Source organism: Pseudodesulfovibrio portus, assembly GCF_026000375.1.
Taxonomy (GTDB): domain Bacteria; phylum Desulfobacterota; class Desulfovibrionia; order Desulfovibrionales; family Desulfovibrionaceae; genus Pseudodesulfovibrio; species Pseudodesulfovibrio portus.
In genome coordinates this window covers 679,758-694,611 of record NZ_AP026708.1, presented here as the reverse complement: position 1 = coordinate 694,611, position 14,854 = coordinate 679,758, and the positions used below count along the sequence as shown (strand labels likewise).

Sequence of the window (14,854 nt, the reverse complement as noted above, 5' to 3'; positions counted from 1 at the left end):
GTTAGTCCTCTTCGCCTCGGCGGTCCACCACACGCACGGCCTTGCCTTCGGCCTTGGGGATGGAGTCGGACTGGCACAGTTCTACGCGCGGGGTGATCAGGATTTCGTTGCACAGGTTCTTGGCGATCTGCTTCTGCAGTCCCTGCAGGGCGCGCATGTCTTCCACGAAGAATTCGTCCTTGATCTCGACCTTGACCCGCATTTGGTCGGACACGCCTTCGCGAACCAGTTCGATGAGGTAGTTCTGGCCGACCTCGGGCATGGCCATGAGTGTCTGCTCGATCTGCATGGGGTAGATGTTCACGCCCTTCAGGATCATCATGTCGTCGGCACGGCCCGCGATGCGGTCGATGCGGCGGTGGGTGCGGCCGCATCCGCACTGGCCGGGAATGAACCGGGTCAGGTCGCGGGTCCGGTAGCGGATGATGGGCATGCCGTCGCGCAGGATGGTGGTCATGACCAGTTCGCCGATCTCGCCCTCGGCCACGTGTTCCCCGGTGTCGGGGTTGATGATCTCGGCGATGTAGGCGTCCTCCCAGAGGTGCATGCCTTTTTGCTCGACGCATTCGAAGGCCACGCCCGGGCCGTTCATCTCGGACAACCCGTAGGAGTTGTAGGCCTTGATGTGCATCATCTCCTCGATCTTGCGGCGCGCCTCCTCGGTGTGCGGCTCGGCTCCGATCAGGGCGATGCGCCACGGCATCTCCTTGACGTTGTAACCGGCCTCTTCGACCTTCTGGGCGAAGTAGAGGGCAAAGGAGGGGATGATGTGCAGCACGGAAACATTGTGGTCCCGGATGAGCTTGATCTGGCGCTTGGTGTTGCCCGCGCCCGCCGGGATGGTCAGCATGCCCAGCCGTTCGGCCCCGTAGTGGATGCCCAGGCCGCCGGTGAACAGCCCGTAGCCGGACATGTTCTGGCAGACGTCGGACTTGCGGCAGCCGCAGCAATGCATCGACCGGGCCATGAGGTCCGCCCAGGTGTCCAGGTCCTTCTGCGTGTAGAAGACCGCCGTGGGCGTGCCCGTGGTGCCGCTGGAGGCGTGCAACCGCACGAAGTCGTCCAGGGGCCGGGTGAGCAGCCCGTGGGGGTACTGGCTGCGCAGGTCGTCCTTGGTGGTGAAGGGCAGCTTGGTGATGTCCGCCGGGGTCTTGAAATCCTCGGGATTCACTCCGGCCAGGCGTGCACCGTAGAAGGGCGACTTCCTGGCGTTCGCGATGGTTTCCTTGAGTCGCTCGACCTGGAGTTCTTCCAGGGCGGCGCGGTCCATGGCCTCTACGGGATCGTAATACATGGCGGTTCGTTGGCTGGAGGGTTAGTCACTGTCAGGGTGGAATCCTTCGGGAAGTTCGGACGGGTATGCTGTGGCGTCCATGTTCTCGAAGCGGGTGTATTCCTTCTTGAAGTACAGCTCGCACCTGCCGGTGGGGCCGTTGCGCTGCTTGCCGATGATGATTTCGCAGTGGTTCTTGAGCGGGTTGTCCTCGCTCTTGTTGTAGGCGGCGTCGCGGTAGAGAAAGATGATGATGTCGGCGTCCTGTTCAATGGCGCCGGATTCACGCAGGTCTGACATCATGGGCCGCTTGTCCGTGCGCTCCTCGACCTTGCGGTTGAGCTGCGACAGGGCGATGACCGGCACGTTCAGCTCCTTGGCCAGGGCCTTGAGGTGGCGGGAGATGTCCGAGATCTCCTGCTCGCGGGAGTCCGGCCGGGCGCTGGAGCGCATGAGCTGAAGGTAGTCGACCACGACCAGGCCGAGGTTGCTCTCCGCCTTGAGGCGGCGGCAGCGGGCCTGGAGTTCCAGGGTGGAAAGCGCCGGGGTGTCGTCGATGAAAATGGGTGCGCGGCTCAGGATGTCGGCCCCGTCGTAGAGGCGTGTCCAGTCCGCGTCGTCCAGGTAGCCGGTACGCAGGTTGCTCAGTTCCACCTTGGACTGCACGGCCAAAAGGCGGGTCATGAGCTGTTCCATGCTCATCTCCAGTGAGAAGATGGCCGTGGAGCATTCGCTGCGCACGGCGGCGCGCAGGGCCACGTTCAGGGCGAACGCGGTCTTGCCCATGGACGGGCGGCCCGCGATGATGATCAGGTCCGAGTTCTGGAGACCGGCGGTCATTGCGTCGAAGTCGTGATAGTGGGTCTGGATGCCGGTGACCACGGACTTGTTGTTGAACCGGGTGGTCAGCTCGTCGAAGACCTTGGGCACGAGCTGCTGGCTCGAGAGCATGCCGCGCATCTCTTTGGACTGCGCGATCTGGAAGATTTCCTTTTCGGATTCGTCCAGGACCTCGTCCACGTCGCGGGAGGAAAAACAGTTGGCTATGATGCCGCTGGAGATGTCGATGAGCTTGCGCAGGATGCACTTGTCGCGGACGATCTGGGCGTGGTGCTTGGCGTTGGAGGAACTGACCACGGAGTCGGACAGTTCGGCGATGTAGGCCGGTCCGCCCACGGTTTCGAGGGTACCGTTCTTTTCCAGCTGGTTGGCCACGGTGACGACGTCGATGGGCTCATGGGCGTCGTAGAGGTCGATTATGGCCGTGAATATGTCGCGGTGGACCGGGGAATAGAAATCTTCGGCGGAGATGATGTCCACCAGCTCGTGGAACATCGTGTTGGACTGGAAGATGCCGCCGAGGACGGCCTGCTCCGCATCCAGGGAATGTGGGGGGACTTTACGAACGAGATCGGAAGAGGCCCTTTCCAGGGCCCCTTCCGGATTGGTGTCGTATTGGCCTTTGTTAGGCCTCTGCGGTCTCGACGTCTTCGGCATTCTCTACGGATTCCTCGACGGCTTCGACCGCTTCTTCAGCGGGTTCTTCGGTGATGATTTCTTCTTCCACAGGGCCGCCGTGACGGACGACGGAGAGCTTGAGCTCGCCGTGAACGTCCGGGTGCAGGCGGATTTCGATTTCATACTCGCCCAGAGCGCGGATCGGCTCGGGCAGGATGATCTTGCGGCGGTCGATGTCGACGCCGGCGGCTTCCATGGCGTCACCGATGTTCACGGTGGTGACGGAGCCGTACAGCTTGTCGCCTTCACCGACGCGGACTTCGATCTCCACCGGGGTGGAAGCGATCTTGTCGGCCAGGCCTTCGGCCTGGGCGCGAAGGGAGTCGGCCTGTTCCTGCAGCTTGCGGCGTTCCAGTTCGAAGGCCTTGAGGTTGGCTTCGGTGGCGGGCTTGGCAAGTCCCTGAGGGATCAGGTAGTTGCGTCCATACCCGGACTTGACGGTAACGATGTCTCCGAGTCGACCCAGGGCGTCGACGTCAGCGCGTAAAATAAGTTTCATTGGTCCTCCCTCCTACATGGAGCTCCGCTTTTTCACATCGGTGCTGTGAACGGTGGTGTAGAACAGCAGGGCCATCTGACGGGCGCGCTTGATTTCGTTGGTCAGGCGACGCTGGTGCTTGGCGCAGGTGCCGGTGATGCGGCGGGCAATGATCTTGCCGCGCTCGGTCACGAAATCCCGAAGGATGTCGGGGCGCTTGTAATCCAGGGGCAGTTCCTTGTCCGCGCAGAAGCGGCAGAACTTCTTCCTCGGGGTGAATTTCTTGCGAAATGCCATGGTGAAACCTCCTAGGCAGCCAGTTTGACGGTCATGAACTTGAAGATACCGTCGGTGATGCGGATGTTGCGTTCCAGTTCAGCAACCAGCGCGCCGGGGGCTTCGAACACCAGGCGGACGTAGTAACCGCGGGTCTGCTTTTCGACGGGGTAGGCCAGCTGGCGCATGCCCCAGTCGTCGGTCTCAACCATCTTGCCGCCTTCACGGTCCACGATGCCGGTGAGGTTGTCCAGGATACCTTTCCTGTCTTCCTCGGCCAACTCGGGAGAGAGAAGCACGAGCGTCTCGTAATTGTTTGCCATTTTCAAAACTCCTTTTGGTCAATTGGCCCTCCCCAACCAGGGGAGAGCAAGGCAAGAGGGGTTACATATTTGGAAATGATACGCCTGTCAAGTTGTCGGGCTGTCCTAACGGCCCGGCGGGCGCATCCCCCTCCCGTGCATCAGTCCTTGTTCTTATCGTCCTTGTCCGGCGGCGTCCAGCCGCAGGAATCCTTGCCGGGGCCTCAGCCTCCGGCACCGAACTTGCCCCTGATGACCCGGCCGATGGCCAGGCCCAGGATGACCAGACATATCAGTTGCAACCATTCGGGCATTTCTTCTTCTCCCGGCTGTCCATGCAGCGCCGTCTGCGTCGTTGCTGCGGCTGAATTCTCTCCTCACGTATCGCATGAATACGCTGCGGGAGAATTCACCCTTGCGCCCAGCATCCGGCACTATCTGAACAGCCTGACTTTATACGTCATCGCAACAACGTTAAATTTTGAGGTCTTCGCCGGTCAGCAGCTTGTAGGCTTCCAGGTATTTGGCCCGGGTCTGCTCGGCGATGTCCGCCGGGACATTGGGGGCCGGGGGCTGCTTGTTGAAGCCTATGGCCACGAGCCAGTCGCGGAAATACTGCTTGTCGAAGCTGGGTTGCGACTTGCCGGGCTCGAATCCCTCTTCGGGCCAGAACCGGGAGGAGTCCGGGGTCAGGGCCTCGTCGATGAAGATCAATTCGCCGTCGATGGTGCCGAACTCGAATTTGGTGTCCGCGATGAGGATGCCGCGTTTCTTGGCGTAGTCGCGGGCGCGGGTGTAGATGTCGATGGTCAGCTTCTCCACCTTGCGCATCATGTCCTCGCCGATGAGGTCGGCGGCGGCGTCAAGGGTGATGTTCTCGTCGTGCAGCCCCAGGTCGGCCTTGGTGGACGGCGTGAACAGCGGCTTCTCCAGCATCTCGGATTCCCTGAGCCCCTCGGGCAGCTTGTGGCCGCAGACTTCGCCGGTCTTGAGGTAGTCGGACCAGCCGGAGCCGGTGATGAAGCCGCGCACGATGCACTCGATGGGCAGGGGCTTGGCCTTGCGGGCCAGGACGGAACGGTCCTGGAGCTGGTCCTTGTACTTGCGCAGCGGCTCGGGGTAGTCGTCCACGTCGGTGGCGATGATGTGGTTGGGCACCAGGTCCTTCATCATGTCCATCCAGAACAGGGTGATCTGGTTGAGCACCTTGCCCTTGTCCGCAATGGGATCGGGCATGACCACGTCGAAGGCGGAGATGCGGTCCGTGGTCACCAGGAGCAGGGTGTTCTCGTCGATGTCGTAGATATCGCGGACCTTGCCCCGTGAGATGAGCGGGTATTCGGTTATGTCGGTCTCGAAAACGGCCATGAAAAGTCTCCCTCTATTAAGGTAATATTACTTGCTTCGTTTTTCCACGCTGCGGGCGTGGGCTTCCAGCCCTTCCAGCCGGGCCAGCCGCGCGATCTTGGCCCCGTGCTCGGCGACGTAGGCCGGGCTGGTGGCGATCACGCTGGATTTCTTGCAGAAATTCTGGACGGACAGTGCCGAGGAGAAACGCACGGTGCGCAGGGTGGGCAGCACGTGGTTGGGCCCGGCAAAGTAGTCGCCCACGGGTTCGGGCGAATTGTGGCCCATGAAGATGGCCCCGGCGTGGCGGATGGAGCCGAGCAGGGCCCACGGGTCGGCCACGGCCAGTTCCAGGTGTTCGGCGGCCAGCAGGTTGATCAGTTCGCACCCGGCGTCCATGTCCGGCACGGTGATGATGGCGCCCCAGTCCTCCAGGGACTTGGCCGCGATCTCGCCGCGGGGCAGGGCTGCGCACTGGGTTTCGAGCTCATCCCGGACTTTTTCGGCCAGGCCGGTGTCCGGGGTGACCAGGATGGACGCGGCCAGGGGATCGTGTTCGGCCTGGGAGAGCATGTCCGCCGCCAGCCAGGCCGGATTGGCGGAGTCGTCGGCCAGGATGGCGATCTCGGAGGGACCGGCCACCATGTCGATGCCCACCTGACCGATGAGCTGGGCCTTTGCCGTGGCCACGAAAATATTGCCCGGGCCAGCGATGACGTCGCACGGCGCAACCGTGCCGGTGCCGTATGCCAAGGCCCCGATGGCCCATGCGGAGCCGGACAGAAATACTTCGTCCAGGTCGAGCAGGGCTGCCGTGGCCAGGATATACGGGTTGAGCGTGCCGTCCTTGCGGGGCGGGGAGAAGACGCAGATGGATTCCACGCCTGCCACCTGGGCGGGGATGGCGTTCATGATCAGGCTGGAGATGAGCGGTGTCTCGCCGCCCTGGCCGCCGGGAACGTACAGCCCGACGCGGTCCACTGGCCGGACCATCTGGCCGAGCACGGTGCCGTCGGCACTGGTGGTCCACCAGGACTTTTCCTTCTGGTTGAGGTGGAAGGTGCGGATGCGTTCGATGGCCTCGGACAGGATCGCCCGGTCGGTCTCCGGGATTTCGTCCAGGGCGGCCTGGATCGCGGCTTGGGGCACGCGCAGGTCCGCGGCCTCAATGGTCTCGCAGTCGAACTTGCGGGTGTACTCGACCAGCGCCGCGTCGCCGCGTTCCTTCACGTCATTCAGGATATCGCGGACAATGCCGTCCACCTTGGTGTCCGGGTCCTTCCGCGCGCCGAGCCAGGAAGCGATCTCGTCCCAGTCCTTCCGGCCCGCGTATGTCAATTCTCTACAGTCCATGTCGACCTCAAAAGTAATCATTGGTGCAAGGGGAAAATATATATCCGACAGCGTCCCAAAAGTCGAGGCCGCAACCCGCTCGAACCTCGCAAATGCCGCACCCGTCCGCCGGACAACGCTCGCACCTCCCGCAGCACACCTGAGGCGTATGATTTTGTACGGCGCGAAGACCAGCCTACAATTCACTTAACCCGTCATCCCACACAAGGGATGCTTTTTGGGGCGAGAGCGGGTCGAGTGCTAGGCGCAAGAAGAATCCAGGACCGCCGCGTATTCTCATACGCAAGGGTCTGGATTCTTCGCAGCAACGACGCAATCGCCCCGCTCTCGCCCCAAAAAGAGAGGGCCGGGGTTTGCACTCCCCGGCCCTCTGGGCGTCTACTTGGTGGTAAGCTTATTCAGCTTAGGTTTCTACAAGTCGTCTTAGAAGACGTACTTCAGACCGAGCTGGAACTTCCAAGCGTCGCCGCCGTCTTCGTCAGCAGCGCGGACGATACCATCGTCGTCGCCGTCGATGTTGACGTAGCCGATGCCGTTGTACAGGGTCAGTTCGTCGTAGATCTTGTAGAAGGTGTTGAAGTCGATTTCCAGCATGGTTTCGTTCTCAGTCAGGGAACGACCGTAGGTCAGGCCAGCAGGAGCGGCAGCTGCGTCTTCGTCGTTGGTGCCCTGAGCGTACACGATGTGAGCATCGTGGGTCAGGCCTTCAGCGAAGGACTGGATACCGGTGGCGGACAGAGCCAGAGCCCAGAAGCCAACGTTGTCGTTGTCGCCCATGTCGTCACCGGTGATGAGGCCGGCGCCGAAGAAGGTGGTACCGAGAGCCCAGGAGTCGGACAGGATGGGCAGACGTTCGGAACCGTCGGTGGCGTCGTCGTCTTCACCAGTGGTGTAGGCGAAGGCCAGTTCCAGGTTCATGAAGTCAAAGCCGGTGTACTCGACAGCGGCGTCGAACAGCCAACCGTCACGCTCGGAGCGATCGTTGTCAGCATTGACGGCACCGTAGTTGAGGTCAGCCTTGATGATGAAGGGATCCAGCATGGACAGTTCCAGGTTGGAACCGAGCCACCAGGCGCCTTCGAATTCGTCAGTGCCGACGGTGCCGAAGGCAGCCAGGCCGGCGGGAGCGGACTGCAGAGCGTTCTGGCCGGGAGCTGCGTAAACCAGGAACGGAGTCGCGGCGAAGCCTTCGTAGGACAGGGGCAGAGCCAGGATCAGACCGTCGATCTGAGCCTCGTCGATGTCGTTGGCAGCAGCGTCAGGGGTGTCAAAGAAACGCACCCAGCCAGCGAGCATGGAGACGTTGTCGTTGAAAGCGGTGGAAACCAGCACGCCGGAAGCGATGTCGTCCTGGATCAGGGAACCGCCGCCCACGGAAGCGGGCAGAGCAACAGGCTGGAAGCCGGCTTTGATGTTGACGGAAGTGCCGGGCCAGTTGAAGTCGATGTAGCCCTGGTTCAGGCCGAGGATGACGGTACCACCACCGCCACCGGCAGCGCCACCAGCACCGTCAGCCAGGTCGCCCTGACCGAGGTTGCCGCGGACGGAGCGGAAGACGATAACGGCTTTCAGGTTCTCATTGGCCACGGCGGTGAAGCCGAGGTCCAGACGTTCCTGAATGGTGAAAGCATCGTCGTCGGCGCCAGCAGGAGCGTCACCGTCGTTGAAGTCCCAGTTGGAACGCCACACGGCGTTGATCAGGATGTTACCGGAGACGGTAACTTCCGGAGCCGCAAAAGCGGAAGCAGCCATGCCCAGGACCATGGTCAGGGCGACTGCGAGCAGGGTCAAACGTTTCATAATTTTTCTTCCTTTTGTTTGCATTGAAAACCAAGTTAACGCCTTAACTGATTCAGTCTTTACCGCAGGCAAAAGGGTTTTGCAAGGGGTTGAGCGCAAAAAAGTGAAAAAAGTATAAATTTTTTTACCGTGCAAAAAATTGTACTCCCTGCTTGCCTTCGATCCAACTAAATCCTTTTATTTCGATATGTTGACTTTAATAATGCAATGGGTGCTTTGTCCTTGAAAATCCGGTAAGGTCCTGTCTAGACATTTTCGTGTTGAAAAATTACCACAACGTCATGAGTAAGAAGTTCAAATTTTTTGCCGCCGAGTATCCGGACACCCCCGGGGTCTATCTGATGAAGGACGAGGGGGGGCGCATCATCTATGTGGGCAAGGCCAAGGCGCTCAGGAAGCGGCTGTCCTCCTATTTCAGGCAGAACGCCCGGCACACGCCCAAGACCCGGGCGCTGGTGGCCCGCGTCCAACGTGTCGACGTCCTGCTGACCGGCACGGAGAAGGAGGCCCTGCTCCTGGAGTCCGGGCTGATCAAGAAGCACCGGCCCCGCTACAACGTGGTCCTCAAGGACGACAAGCAGTACGTTCTGTTCAAGCTCGACAAGAAAGCCGACTTCCCCCGGCTGACCATCGCCCGCAAGACCGCGCGGGACGGGGCGGTCTATTTCGGCCCGTTCACCTCGGCGGCGGCCGCCCGCACGGTGCTCAAGCTGCTGGGCACGGTGTTCCCCCTGCGCAAGTGTTCGGACGCCACCTTCCGCAACCGGGTGCGGCCCTGCCTGTACCACGACATCCGGCAATGCTGGGCCCCGTGCGTCAAGGAAGTGGACCGTGACCTATATAATGACATGGTCCATCGGGTGGAGATGCTCCTGTCGGGCCGCAGTTCCGAACTGGTGGAGTCGTTGACCCGCAAGATGAAGGCGGCGTCCAGGGACATGGCCTTTGAGGCGGCGGCCGTGTACCGCGACCAGATCAGGGCCGTGAAGAAGACCGTTGAAGGGCAGGTTGCGGTCATCCACGACAACCGGGACCGGGACGTGGTCGGCCTGGCCGAGACGGGCCAGGGGTTGGGATTGGGCGTGCTTTTCGTGCGTCGGGGGCGGCTGCTCGATCAGAAGCAGTTTTTCTGGCCCGGCCTGACCCTGGACGAGGGGCCCGAGGCGGTGGAGAGCTTCATTGCCCAGTTCTACGGGCCGGGGCGGTTCATCCCGTCCACCATCATCGCCCCGTGCGAGCTGGAGGCTTCGCCGTTGCCGGAGATTCTGGCCGAGCGCGGGGGCGGAACCGTGCGCATCGTTTCGCCGCACACGGCCACGGAAAAGCGGCTGGTGTCCATCGCCCGCGACGTGGCCGGAAGGGCGCGCGAGGAAAAGGACACCATCACCGTACGGTTGCAGAAGGTGCTGCGCCTGGCCGGGGAACCGGCGCGCATCGAGTGCGTGGACGCCTCCCACCTGTCCGGCACGGACATGCGGGTGGGCCAGGTGGTCTTTGAAGAGGGGCGGCGCAACAAGGAGGCGTCGCGGCTCTATTCATTTCCCGAGTTGGAAGGCACTGCCGACGACTACGCGGCCCTGGCGGCCTGGGCCCGTCGGCGGCTGGAGTCCGGCCCGCCGTGGCCCGATCTGGTGCTCATCGACGGCGGACGCGGGCAGCTGGCCGCCGTGGAAAAGGCGCTTTCGGGCTGCGAGGAGGACGGGTGCTTCGAGTTGGCCGCCATTGCCAAGGGGGAATCCCGCCGGGCCGGGGAGCTGGGCGACGTGATCTTCCGCCCCGGGCGCAAAAACCCCATGGGGCTCAGGCCCGGAAGCGCGGAGCTGCTGTTCCTGCAGATGGTGCGCGACACGGCCCACCGGTTCGTGCTGGGGCGGCAGCGGCGGGCGCGCAAGAAGGCGGTGCTGAACAGCGAACTGACCTCGCTGCCGGGCATCGGGCCCAAGACGGCCCGCATCCTGTGGGACCGGTTCGCCTCGCTGGACGAGATGATCAAAGCGGATGTGGCGGACATCACGGCGTTGCCGGGGATCGGCGCCAGGAAGGCGGCCAGGATTCATGCGGCGTTGCAGGACCTGAAGGCGTCCCGGAAGAACTAGAATTTCATCGGCTCGTTGGTTTCCAGGGTGACCAGCTCGGTTCCCGGCGCGACCAGGGAGAGCTGTTCGGCCATGGCCTCCGTGTTCTGGGCCAGGATTCCGAAGGTGCCCCAGTGCTGGGGGATCATTTTCTTGCATCCGAGCAGCTTGCAGGCGTAGGCGGCCTGCTTGGCGTCCATGGTGAAGTGGCCGCCGATGGGCAGGATGGCGATGTCGATGTCGTGAAATTTCCCGAACAGCTCCATGTCGCCGAACAGACCCGTGTCGCCGGAATTGTAGACGCACAGGCCGTCCGGATCGGTGATGATGAAACCGGCCGCCATGCCGTTGACGGCGGAATGCATGGCGTGGACCATCTTGATGTCCAGCCCCTGCCGTTTGACCGTGCCGCCGATGTTCATGCCCACGCCCAGATGAGTGGGCAGGCCGAGATGGAGCAACTCCTGGATGACGTCGAAGATGGCCACCACCTCGGCGTCGTGCTTGATGGCCAGCTCGAGGGCCTGGCCGATGTGGTCGCTGTGGTCGTGGGTGACCAGGATCAGGTTGCAGTGATCGACGTCCTCGTAGCCGATGGGGGCCGACGGGTTGCCCACGAAGAACGGGTCGATGAGCAGGTCGGCGTCGCCGGTCTTGATCCGGAAATTCGCGTGTCCATACCAGGTGATTTCCATGGAAAAACTCCTAGTGCCCCCACCTCTCGAACAGGTCGTGGGGGATGTCCAGTTGGTCGAGCACCTTGCCCGCCAGATGGTCGGCCAGGTCCTCGATGGTTGCCGGGCGGTGATAGAAGCCCGGGCTTGCCGGTACGATGACAGCCCCGGCCCGCGTGGCCGTGAGCATGTTCTCAAGATGGATGGCGGACAGGGGCGCCTCGCGCGGGACCAGGATGAGCTTCCTGCGTTCCTTGAGCGTCACGTCCGCGGCCCGGTGGATGAGGGTGTGGCCGAAGCCGGTGGCCACGGCGGACAGGGTGGCCATGGAACAGGGGCAGATGATCATGCCGTCGTGCTTCCACGATCCGCTGGCGGGCGGGGCCGCGATGTCGTCCGGGGAATAGGTGGCAAACGCGCCGTCGGCCAGCGCCTCGGGCGTCAGGTCGGCCTCCAGCCTGAGCACCTTTCCGGCGGCGAGGGAGATGACGACGTGCAGTTCCGTGTCGTCGCGTTGTTTGAGCGCCTTGGCCAGGGACACCGCATAGGGCATGCCGCTGGCCCCGCTCACGGCCAGTACGATTCGTTTTGTGCTCATGTTTTTGCTCGGTTTGCTTTTCGCCCTATAGACTTTTTTTAGACTTTTTAGCAAGGGAAAACCGGTTTTGCCGGTCAATCCCGGTTTGTTGTTCTTTTTCCCGATTATCTGTTGTAGTCTTGACAAACAGATGGGCGGCGTATAGCTACTTTCTTCCTGTGCGGGCTATTAGCTCAGTTGGATAGAGTGCTTGCCTCCGGAGCAAGAGGTCGCAGGTTCGAATCCTGCATAGCCCGCCATAAAAAGCCCCCGATTTCGGTCGGGGGCTTTTATTGTTTGATTCGCAAGCAGGCCTAGGCCGGTTCCCCTCCCGCCGCTTTTTGCGCCATGTACCTCGTGTACCTCATGTCTTCCTTCATGATGTGGGCGGTCAGCCACCGGCTGAGGAAAACAAATACCTGGGAAAAGTTCGTCTTGGAGTGAAGCTGCTGCTGGAACTCCTCCACCTTGTCGTTGAAACCGTCGTGGAGCTCCCGGTGGGAGACCAGGTCGGGATAGCCGGTTTGTCGCATGTACTCTTCCTCGAAATGGAAGTGCATGGCGGCGTATTCCCGCATCTGGTCGAGCAGGGTGGTCATGAGGTGCTCGTCGTGTTTCCGGATGGCCTCGTAGGCGTCGTTGATCAGCGCGATAAGGGTCTGGTGCTGGCTGTCCAGTTCAGGGACGCCCACGGACATGGTTTCGTCCCAAAGCATCAAGGTCATGGGTCCCTCCGAGTTCGATTTGTTGACCTGAATTTAGTCGGAAGCGGGCCGGTTGGCAAGGCTGGCCAAGGGGGGGGCGGTTCCGTATTCCAGACATTCCGATTGGTTGTAGGCGGTGCACGGCGTTTTGTGGATTATAATACCAAATAGGGGTTCATTGTGTTTGTATCCAAAACTGAGACCGTGTCCTTTTTGGAGGTAGTGATGCGTAAAATGTTAACTATGTCAGGTAATTGCCGCGAGTGTGTTTTTTACAGGAAAACATGTGTGCTCGGGCACAAACGACCTTGGAATTCCATGAGTTGCGATGATTTTCAGCCGTACTGCCTGGTGTGCAGCTACCCTGAGGAGTTCTGCAACACCTGTCGGATCATGGCCGCCCGAAGGATGAAACCGCTCGAGGTGGACAGGAAGCCGCCGACCTACCGGCAGCACAATCCGGTGCGGTTCGATTGCGTGTGGCATCCCCCGCAGATGTCCCAATAACCCGATTCGACCAGCTTCCGATCAGAGGTTCCCGGAAATCATCCATTCTAGGCTTAACATTTCCGTTCATTCCGTTTAGATTGTCTCGCCACGACAGCATCAAACGGGAACCACATGGGATACAAGAACACGCGTGAGTGCCTAGAGGCGCTTGAAGCCAGAGGCGAACTCGTCCGCATAGACAAGTCGGTCGACGCGAACGTCGAGATCGGCGCCATCCAGCGCCGGGTTTTCAGGGCCGGCGGACCGGCGTTGTTGTTCAACAACGTCAAGGGTTGCCGGTTCCCGATGGCCGCCAACATCTTCGGCACCAGGGACAGGATGCGCTTTCTCTTCCGCGACACCGTGGACACGGTGGAGCGGCTGATGAAGCTCAAGCTGTCGCCCATGGAAGCGTTCAAGCGCCCGTGGGCCTATCTCGGCGCGCCCCGTGCCGCTTACCACACCCTGCCCAGGCGTGTCTCCGACGGGCCCATCCTGCGCAACCGGACCACCGTGTCCAATCTGCCCCAGCTCGTGTCCTGGCCCATGGACGGCGGCGGGTACGTGACCCTGCCCCAGGTCTATACCGAGGACCCGGACAATCCCGGATTCGCCGGGTCCAACATGGGCATGTACCGGGTCCAGCTCTCGGGCAACGACTACGTCCAGGACAAGGAAGTGGGGCTGCACTACCAGATCCATCGCGGCATCGGCCACCATCACGCCAAGGCCATTGCCCGGGGCGAGCCGCTCAAGGTCAATGTTTTCGTCGGCGGCCCTCCGGCCATGACCCTGGCCGCCGTCATGCCGCTGCCCGAGGGGCTGGCCGAGATATTTTTCGCCGGAGCCATGGGAGGGCATCGCATTCCCATGGTCAGGCACCCCGGCGGATTGCCCATGCCCGCCCAGGCGGATTTCTGCATCTGCGGCACGGTGGAGGGCGTCGAGAAGTCCGAGGGCCCGTTCGGCGACCACCTCGGCTATTACAGCCTGGCCCACGATTTCCCGGTGCTCAAGGTGGACGCGGTCTACCATAGGGACGACGCCGTCTGGCCGTTCACCACGGTGGGCCGCCCGCCCCAGGAAGACACCATGTTCGGCGAGTTCATCCACGAGCTGACCTCGGAACTGGTGCCGTCGGTCTTTTCCGGGGTGCACGAGGTCCACGCCGTGGACGCGGCGGGCGTGCATCCGCTGCTCCTGGCCGTGGGCAGCGAGCGCTACGTCCCCTATGCGGGCGAGCGCCAGCCCCAGGAACTGCTGACCAACGCAATGGCCCTGCTCGGCAACACCCAGACCTCGCTCTCCAAGTATGTGTTCATTGCGGCCCGCGAGGACATGGAGGAAGGGCAGTCCTGCCACGACATCCCCGGTTTCTTCCATCACATGCTGACCCGGGCGGACCTGACCCGCGACCTGCATTTCATCACCCGGACCACCATCGACACCCTGGATTATTCGGGCATCAGTTTGAACCAGGGTTCCAAGCTGGTGTTCGCGGCCGCCGGTTCGGTCAAGCGCGCGCTTTCCACCGAGGTGCCGTCTACCCTCAAGCTGCCGCGCGGCTACCGCGACCCGCAGGTGTTCGCGCCGGGCATCCTGGTCCTCAAGGGTCCCAAGCACCGGCGCAAGCGCGACCAGCAGGACCCGGCCCTGGAACGGCTGGCCGAATCCTTCAGGTCGGTCAAGGGCATCGAGGGCTTCCCCATGATCGTGCTGGCCGACGACGCCGGATTCACGGCCGGGAACTGGGACAATTTCCTGTGGGTGACCTTCACCCGTTCGGACCCGGCCACGGACATGTACGGCGTGGGCGGTTTCACCCATGCCAAGCATTGGGGGGCGGACAAGGCCGTTGTCATCGACGCCCGCCTCAAGACCTATCATGCCCCTCCCCTCGAGCCCGACCCCGAAGTGGAAAGGGCGGTGGACGCACTCGGGGCCAAGGGCGGCCCGCTTCACGGCATCATTTAGCAATGGAGAATTAC

Annotated in this window: 14 protein-coding genes and 1 tRNA gene; 4 read left to right on the top strand and 11 right to left on the bottom strand. The window is 62.0% G+C overall.

The genetic code is table 11. The features are described from left to right. Position 1 precedes the first annotated feature (1 nt). The 8 genes from OO730_RS03510 to OO730_RS03475 all read right to left on the bottom strand — a co-directional run bounded on the left by OO730_RS03510 (position 2) and on the right by OO730_RS03475 (position 8,347). Positions 2-1,294 carry a phenylacetate--CoA ligase family protein gene (locus tag OO730_RS03510; protein ID WP_264983196.1) on the bottom strand — a complete coding sequence of 431 codons (1,293 nt, stop codon included), beginning with the start codon at positions 1,292-1,294 and terminating at the stop codon, positions 2-4. Positions 1,295-1,315: 21 nt separating this feature from the next. Continuing rightward, on the bottom strand, positions 1,316-2,770 hold the full coding sequence (gene dnaB / locus OO730_RS03505) for a replicative DNA helicase (RefSeq protein ID WP_264983195.1): 1,455 nt from the start codon (positions 2,768-2,770) through the stop codon (positions 1,316-1,318). Continuing rightward, a complete protein-coding gene (gene rplI / locus OO730_RS03500) occupies positions 2,739-3,290 on the bottom strand; it encodes a 50S ribosomal protein L9 (RefSeq protein ID WP_264983194.1) in 552 nt (183 codons plus the stop codon). The genes dnaB and rplI overlap by 32 nt, the downstream gene beginning before the upstream one ends. A gap of 12 nt (positions 3,291-3,302) precedes the next feature. Then, positions 3,303-3,566: a 30S ribosomal protein S18 gene (gene rpsR, locus OO730_RS03495; protein WP_128327797.1), complete on the bottom strand. Its 264-nt coding sequence runs from the start codon at positions 3,564-3,566 to the stop codon at positions 3,303-3,305. Between the two features lie 11 nt (positions 3,567-3,577). After that, positions 3,578-3,868, bottom strand: coding sequence for a 30S ribosomal protein S6 (gene rpsF, locus OO730_RS03490; protein ID WP_264983193.1), 291 nt, complete (start codon positions 3,866-3,868; stop codon positions 3,578-3,580). Positions 3,869-4,321: 453 nt separating this feature from the next. Then, positions 4,322-5,215, bottom strand: a complete 894-nt coding sequence (locus OO730_RS03485; protein WP_264983192.1) for a phosphoribosylaminoimidazolesuccinocarboxamide synthase — start codon at positions 5,213-5,215, stop codon at positions 4,322-4,324. Positions 5,216-5,242: 27 nt separating this feature from the next. Then, positions 5,243-6,547, bottom strand: coding sequence for a histidinol dehydrogenase (gene hisD / locus OO730_RS03480; RefSeq protein WP_264983191.1), 1,305 nt, complete (start codon positions 6,545-6,547; stop codon positions 5,243-5,245). Between the two features lie 423 nt (positions 6,548-6,970). Further along, positions 6,971-8,347 carry an outer membrane homotrimeric porin gene (locus tag OO730_RS03475; protein WP_264983190.1) on the bottom strand — a complete coding sequence of 459 codons (1,377 nt, stop codon included), beginning with the start codon at positions 8,345-8,347 and terminating at the stop codon, positions 6,971-6,973. Positions 8,348-8,628: 281 nt separating this feature from the next. Here OO730_RS03475 and uvrC point away from each other — a divergent pair, with 281 nt between their 5' ends. Beyond that, positions 8,629-10,443: an excinuclease ABC subunit UvrC gene (gene uvrC, locus OO730_RS03470; RefSeq protein ID WP_264983189.1), complete on the top strand. Its 1,815-nt coding sequence runs from the start codon at positions 8,629-8,631 to the stop codon at positions 10,441-10,443. Here uvrC and OO730_RS03465 read toward each other — a convergent pair. Continuing rightward, positions 10,440-11,117 (bottom strand): metal-dependent hydrolase, encoded by a 678-nt coding sequence (locus OO730_RS03465; RefSeq protein ID WP_264983188.1) that lies wholly within the window; start codon positions 11,115-11,117, stop codon positions 10,440-10,442. The two genes, uvrC and OO730_RS03465, sit on opposite strands and share 4 nt — an antisense overlap. Before the next feature lie 10 nt (positions 11,118-11,127). Beyond that, positions 11,128-11,694, bottom strand: coding sequence for a UbiX family flavin prenyltransferase (locus OO730_RS03460; protein ID WP_264983187.1), 567 nt, complete (start codon positions 11,692-11,694; stop codon positions 11,128-11,130). A 162-nt stretch (positions 11,695-11,856) separates the two neighbouring features. On the opposite strand from OO730_RS03460, the gene OO730_RS03455 reads away from it, so the two are divergent. Next, positions 11,857-11,933: transfer RNA gene (locus tag OO730_RS03455), tRNA-Arg, on the top strand. Positions 11,934-11,987: 54 nt separating this feature from the next. On the opposite strand, the gene OO730_RS03450 is transcribed toward OO730_RS03455, so the two are convergent. Then, positions 11,988-12,398, bottom strand: a complete 411-nt coding sequence (locus OO730_RS03450; protein WP_264983186.1) for a bacteriohemerythrin — start codon at positions 12,396-12,398, stop codon at positions 11,988-11,990. 297 nt (positions 12,399-12,695) lie between these two features. Here OO730_RS03450 and OO730_RS03445 point away from each other — a divergent pair, with 297 nt between their 5' ends. Together OO730_RS03445 and OO730_RS03440 are read left to right on the top strand one after the other, a co-directional pair. Further along, positions 12,696-12,884, top strand: coding sequence for a hypothetical protein (locus OO730_RS03445; RefSeq protein WP_264983185.1), 189 nt, complete (start codon positions 12,696-12,698; stop codon positions 12,882-12,884). 114 nt (positions 12,885-12,998) lie between these two features. After that, positions 12,999-14,840, top strand: coding sequence for a UbiD family decarboxylase (locus OO730_RS03440; RefSeq protein WP_264983184.1), 1,842 nt, complete (start codon positions 12,999-13,001; stop codon positions 14,838-14,840). Positions 14,841-14,854 lie beyond the last annotated feature (14 nt).

Coding starts and splice junctions, on each gene's coding strand:
- OO730_RS03450 (WP_264983186.1), bottom strand. CDS start 12,398: ATGACCTTGATGCTTTGGGACGAAACCATGTCCGTGGGCGTCCCTGAA.
- rpsF (WP_264983193.1), bottom strand. CDS start 3,868: ATGGCAAACAATTACGAGACGCTCGTGCTTCTCTCTCCCGAGTTGGCC.
- rplI (WP_264983194.1), bottom strand. CDS start 3,290: ATGAAACTTATTTTACGCGCTGACGTCGACGCCCTGGGTCGACTCGGA.
- OO730_RS03445 (WP_264983185.1), top strand. CDS start 12,696: ATGAGTTGCGATGATTTTCAGCCGTACTGCCTGGTGTGCAGCTACCCT.
- OO730_RS03460 (WP_264983187.1), bottom strand. CDS start 11,694: ATGAGCACAAAACGAATCGTACTGGCCGTGAGCGGGGCCAGCGGCATG.
- dnaB (WP_264983195.1), bottom strand. CDS start 2,770: ATGCCGAAGACGTCGAGACCGCAGAGGCCTAACAAAGGCCAATACGAC.
- OO730_RS03510 (WP_264983196.1), bottom strand. CDS start 1,294: ATGTATTACGATCCCGTAGAGGCCATGGACCGCGCCGCCCTGGAAGAA.
- uvrC (WP_264983189.1), top strand. CDS start 8,629: ATGAGTAAGAAGTTCAAATTTTTTGCCGCCGAGTATCCGGACACCCCC.
- OO730_RS03440 (WP_264983184.1), top strand. CDS start 12,999: ATGGGATACAAGAACACGCGTGAGTGCCTAGAGGCGCTTGAAGCCAGA.
- OO730_RS03485 (WP_264983192.1), bottom strand. CDS start 5,215: ATGGCCGTTTTCGAGACCGACATAACCGAATACCCGCTCATCTCACGG.
- OO730_RS03465 (WP_264983188.1), bottom strand. CDS start 11,117: ATGGAAATCACCTGGTATGGACACGCGAATTTCCGGATCAAGACCGGC.
- OO730_RS03475 (WP_264983190.1), bottom strand. CDS start 8,347: ATGAAACGTTTGACCCTGCTCGCAGTCGCCCTGACCATGGTCCTGGGC.
- rpsR (WP_128327797.1), bottom strand. CDS start 3,566: ATGGCATTTCGCAAGAAATTCACCCCGAGGAAGAAGTTCTGCCGCTTC.
- hisD (WP_264983191.1), bottom strand. CDS start 6,547: ATGGACTGTAGAGAATTGACATACGCGGGCCGGAAGGACTGGGACGAG.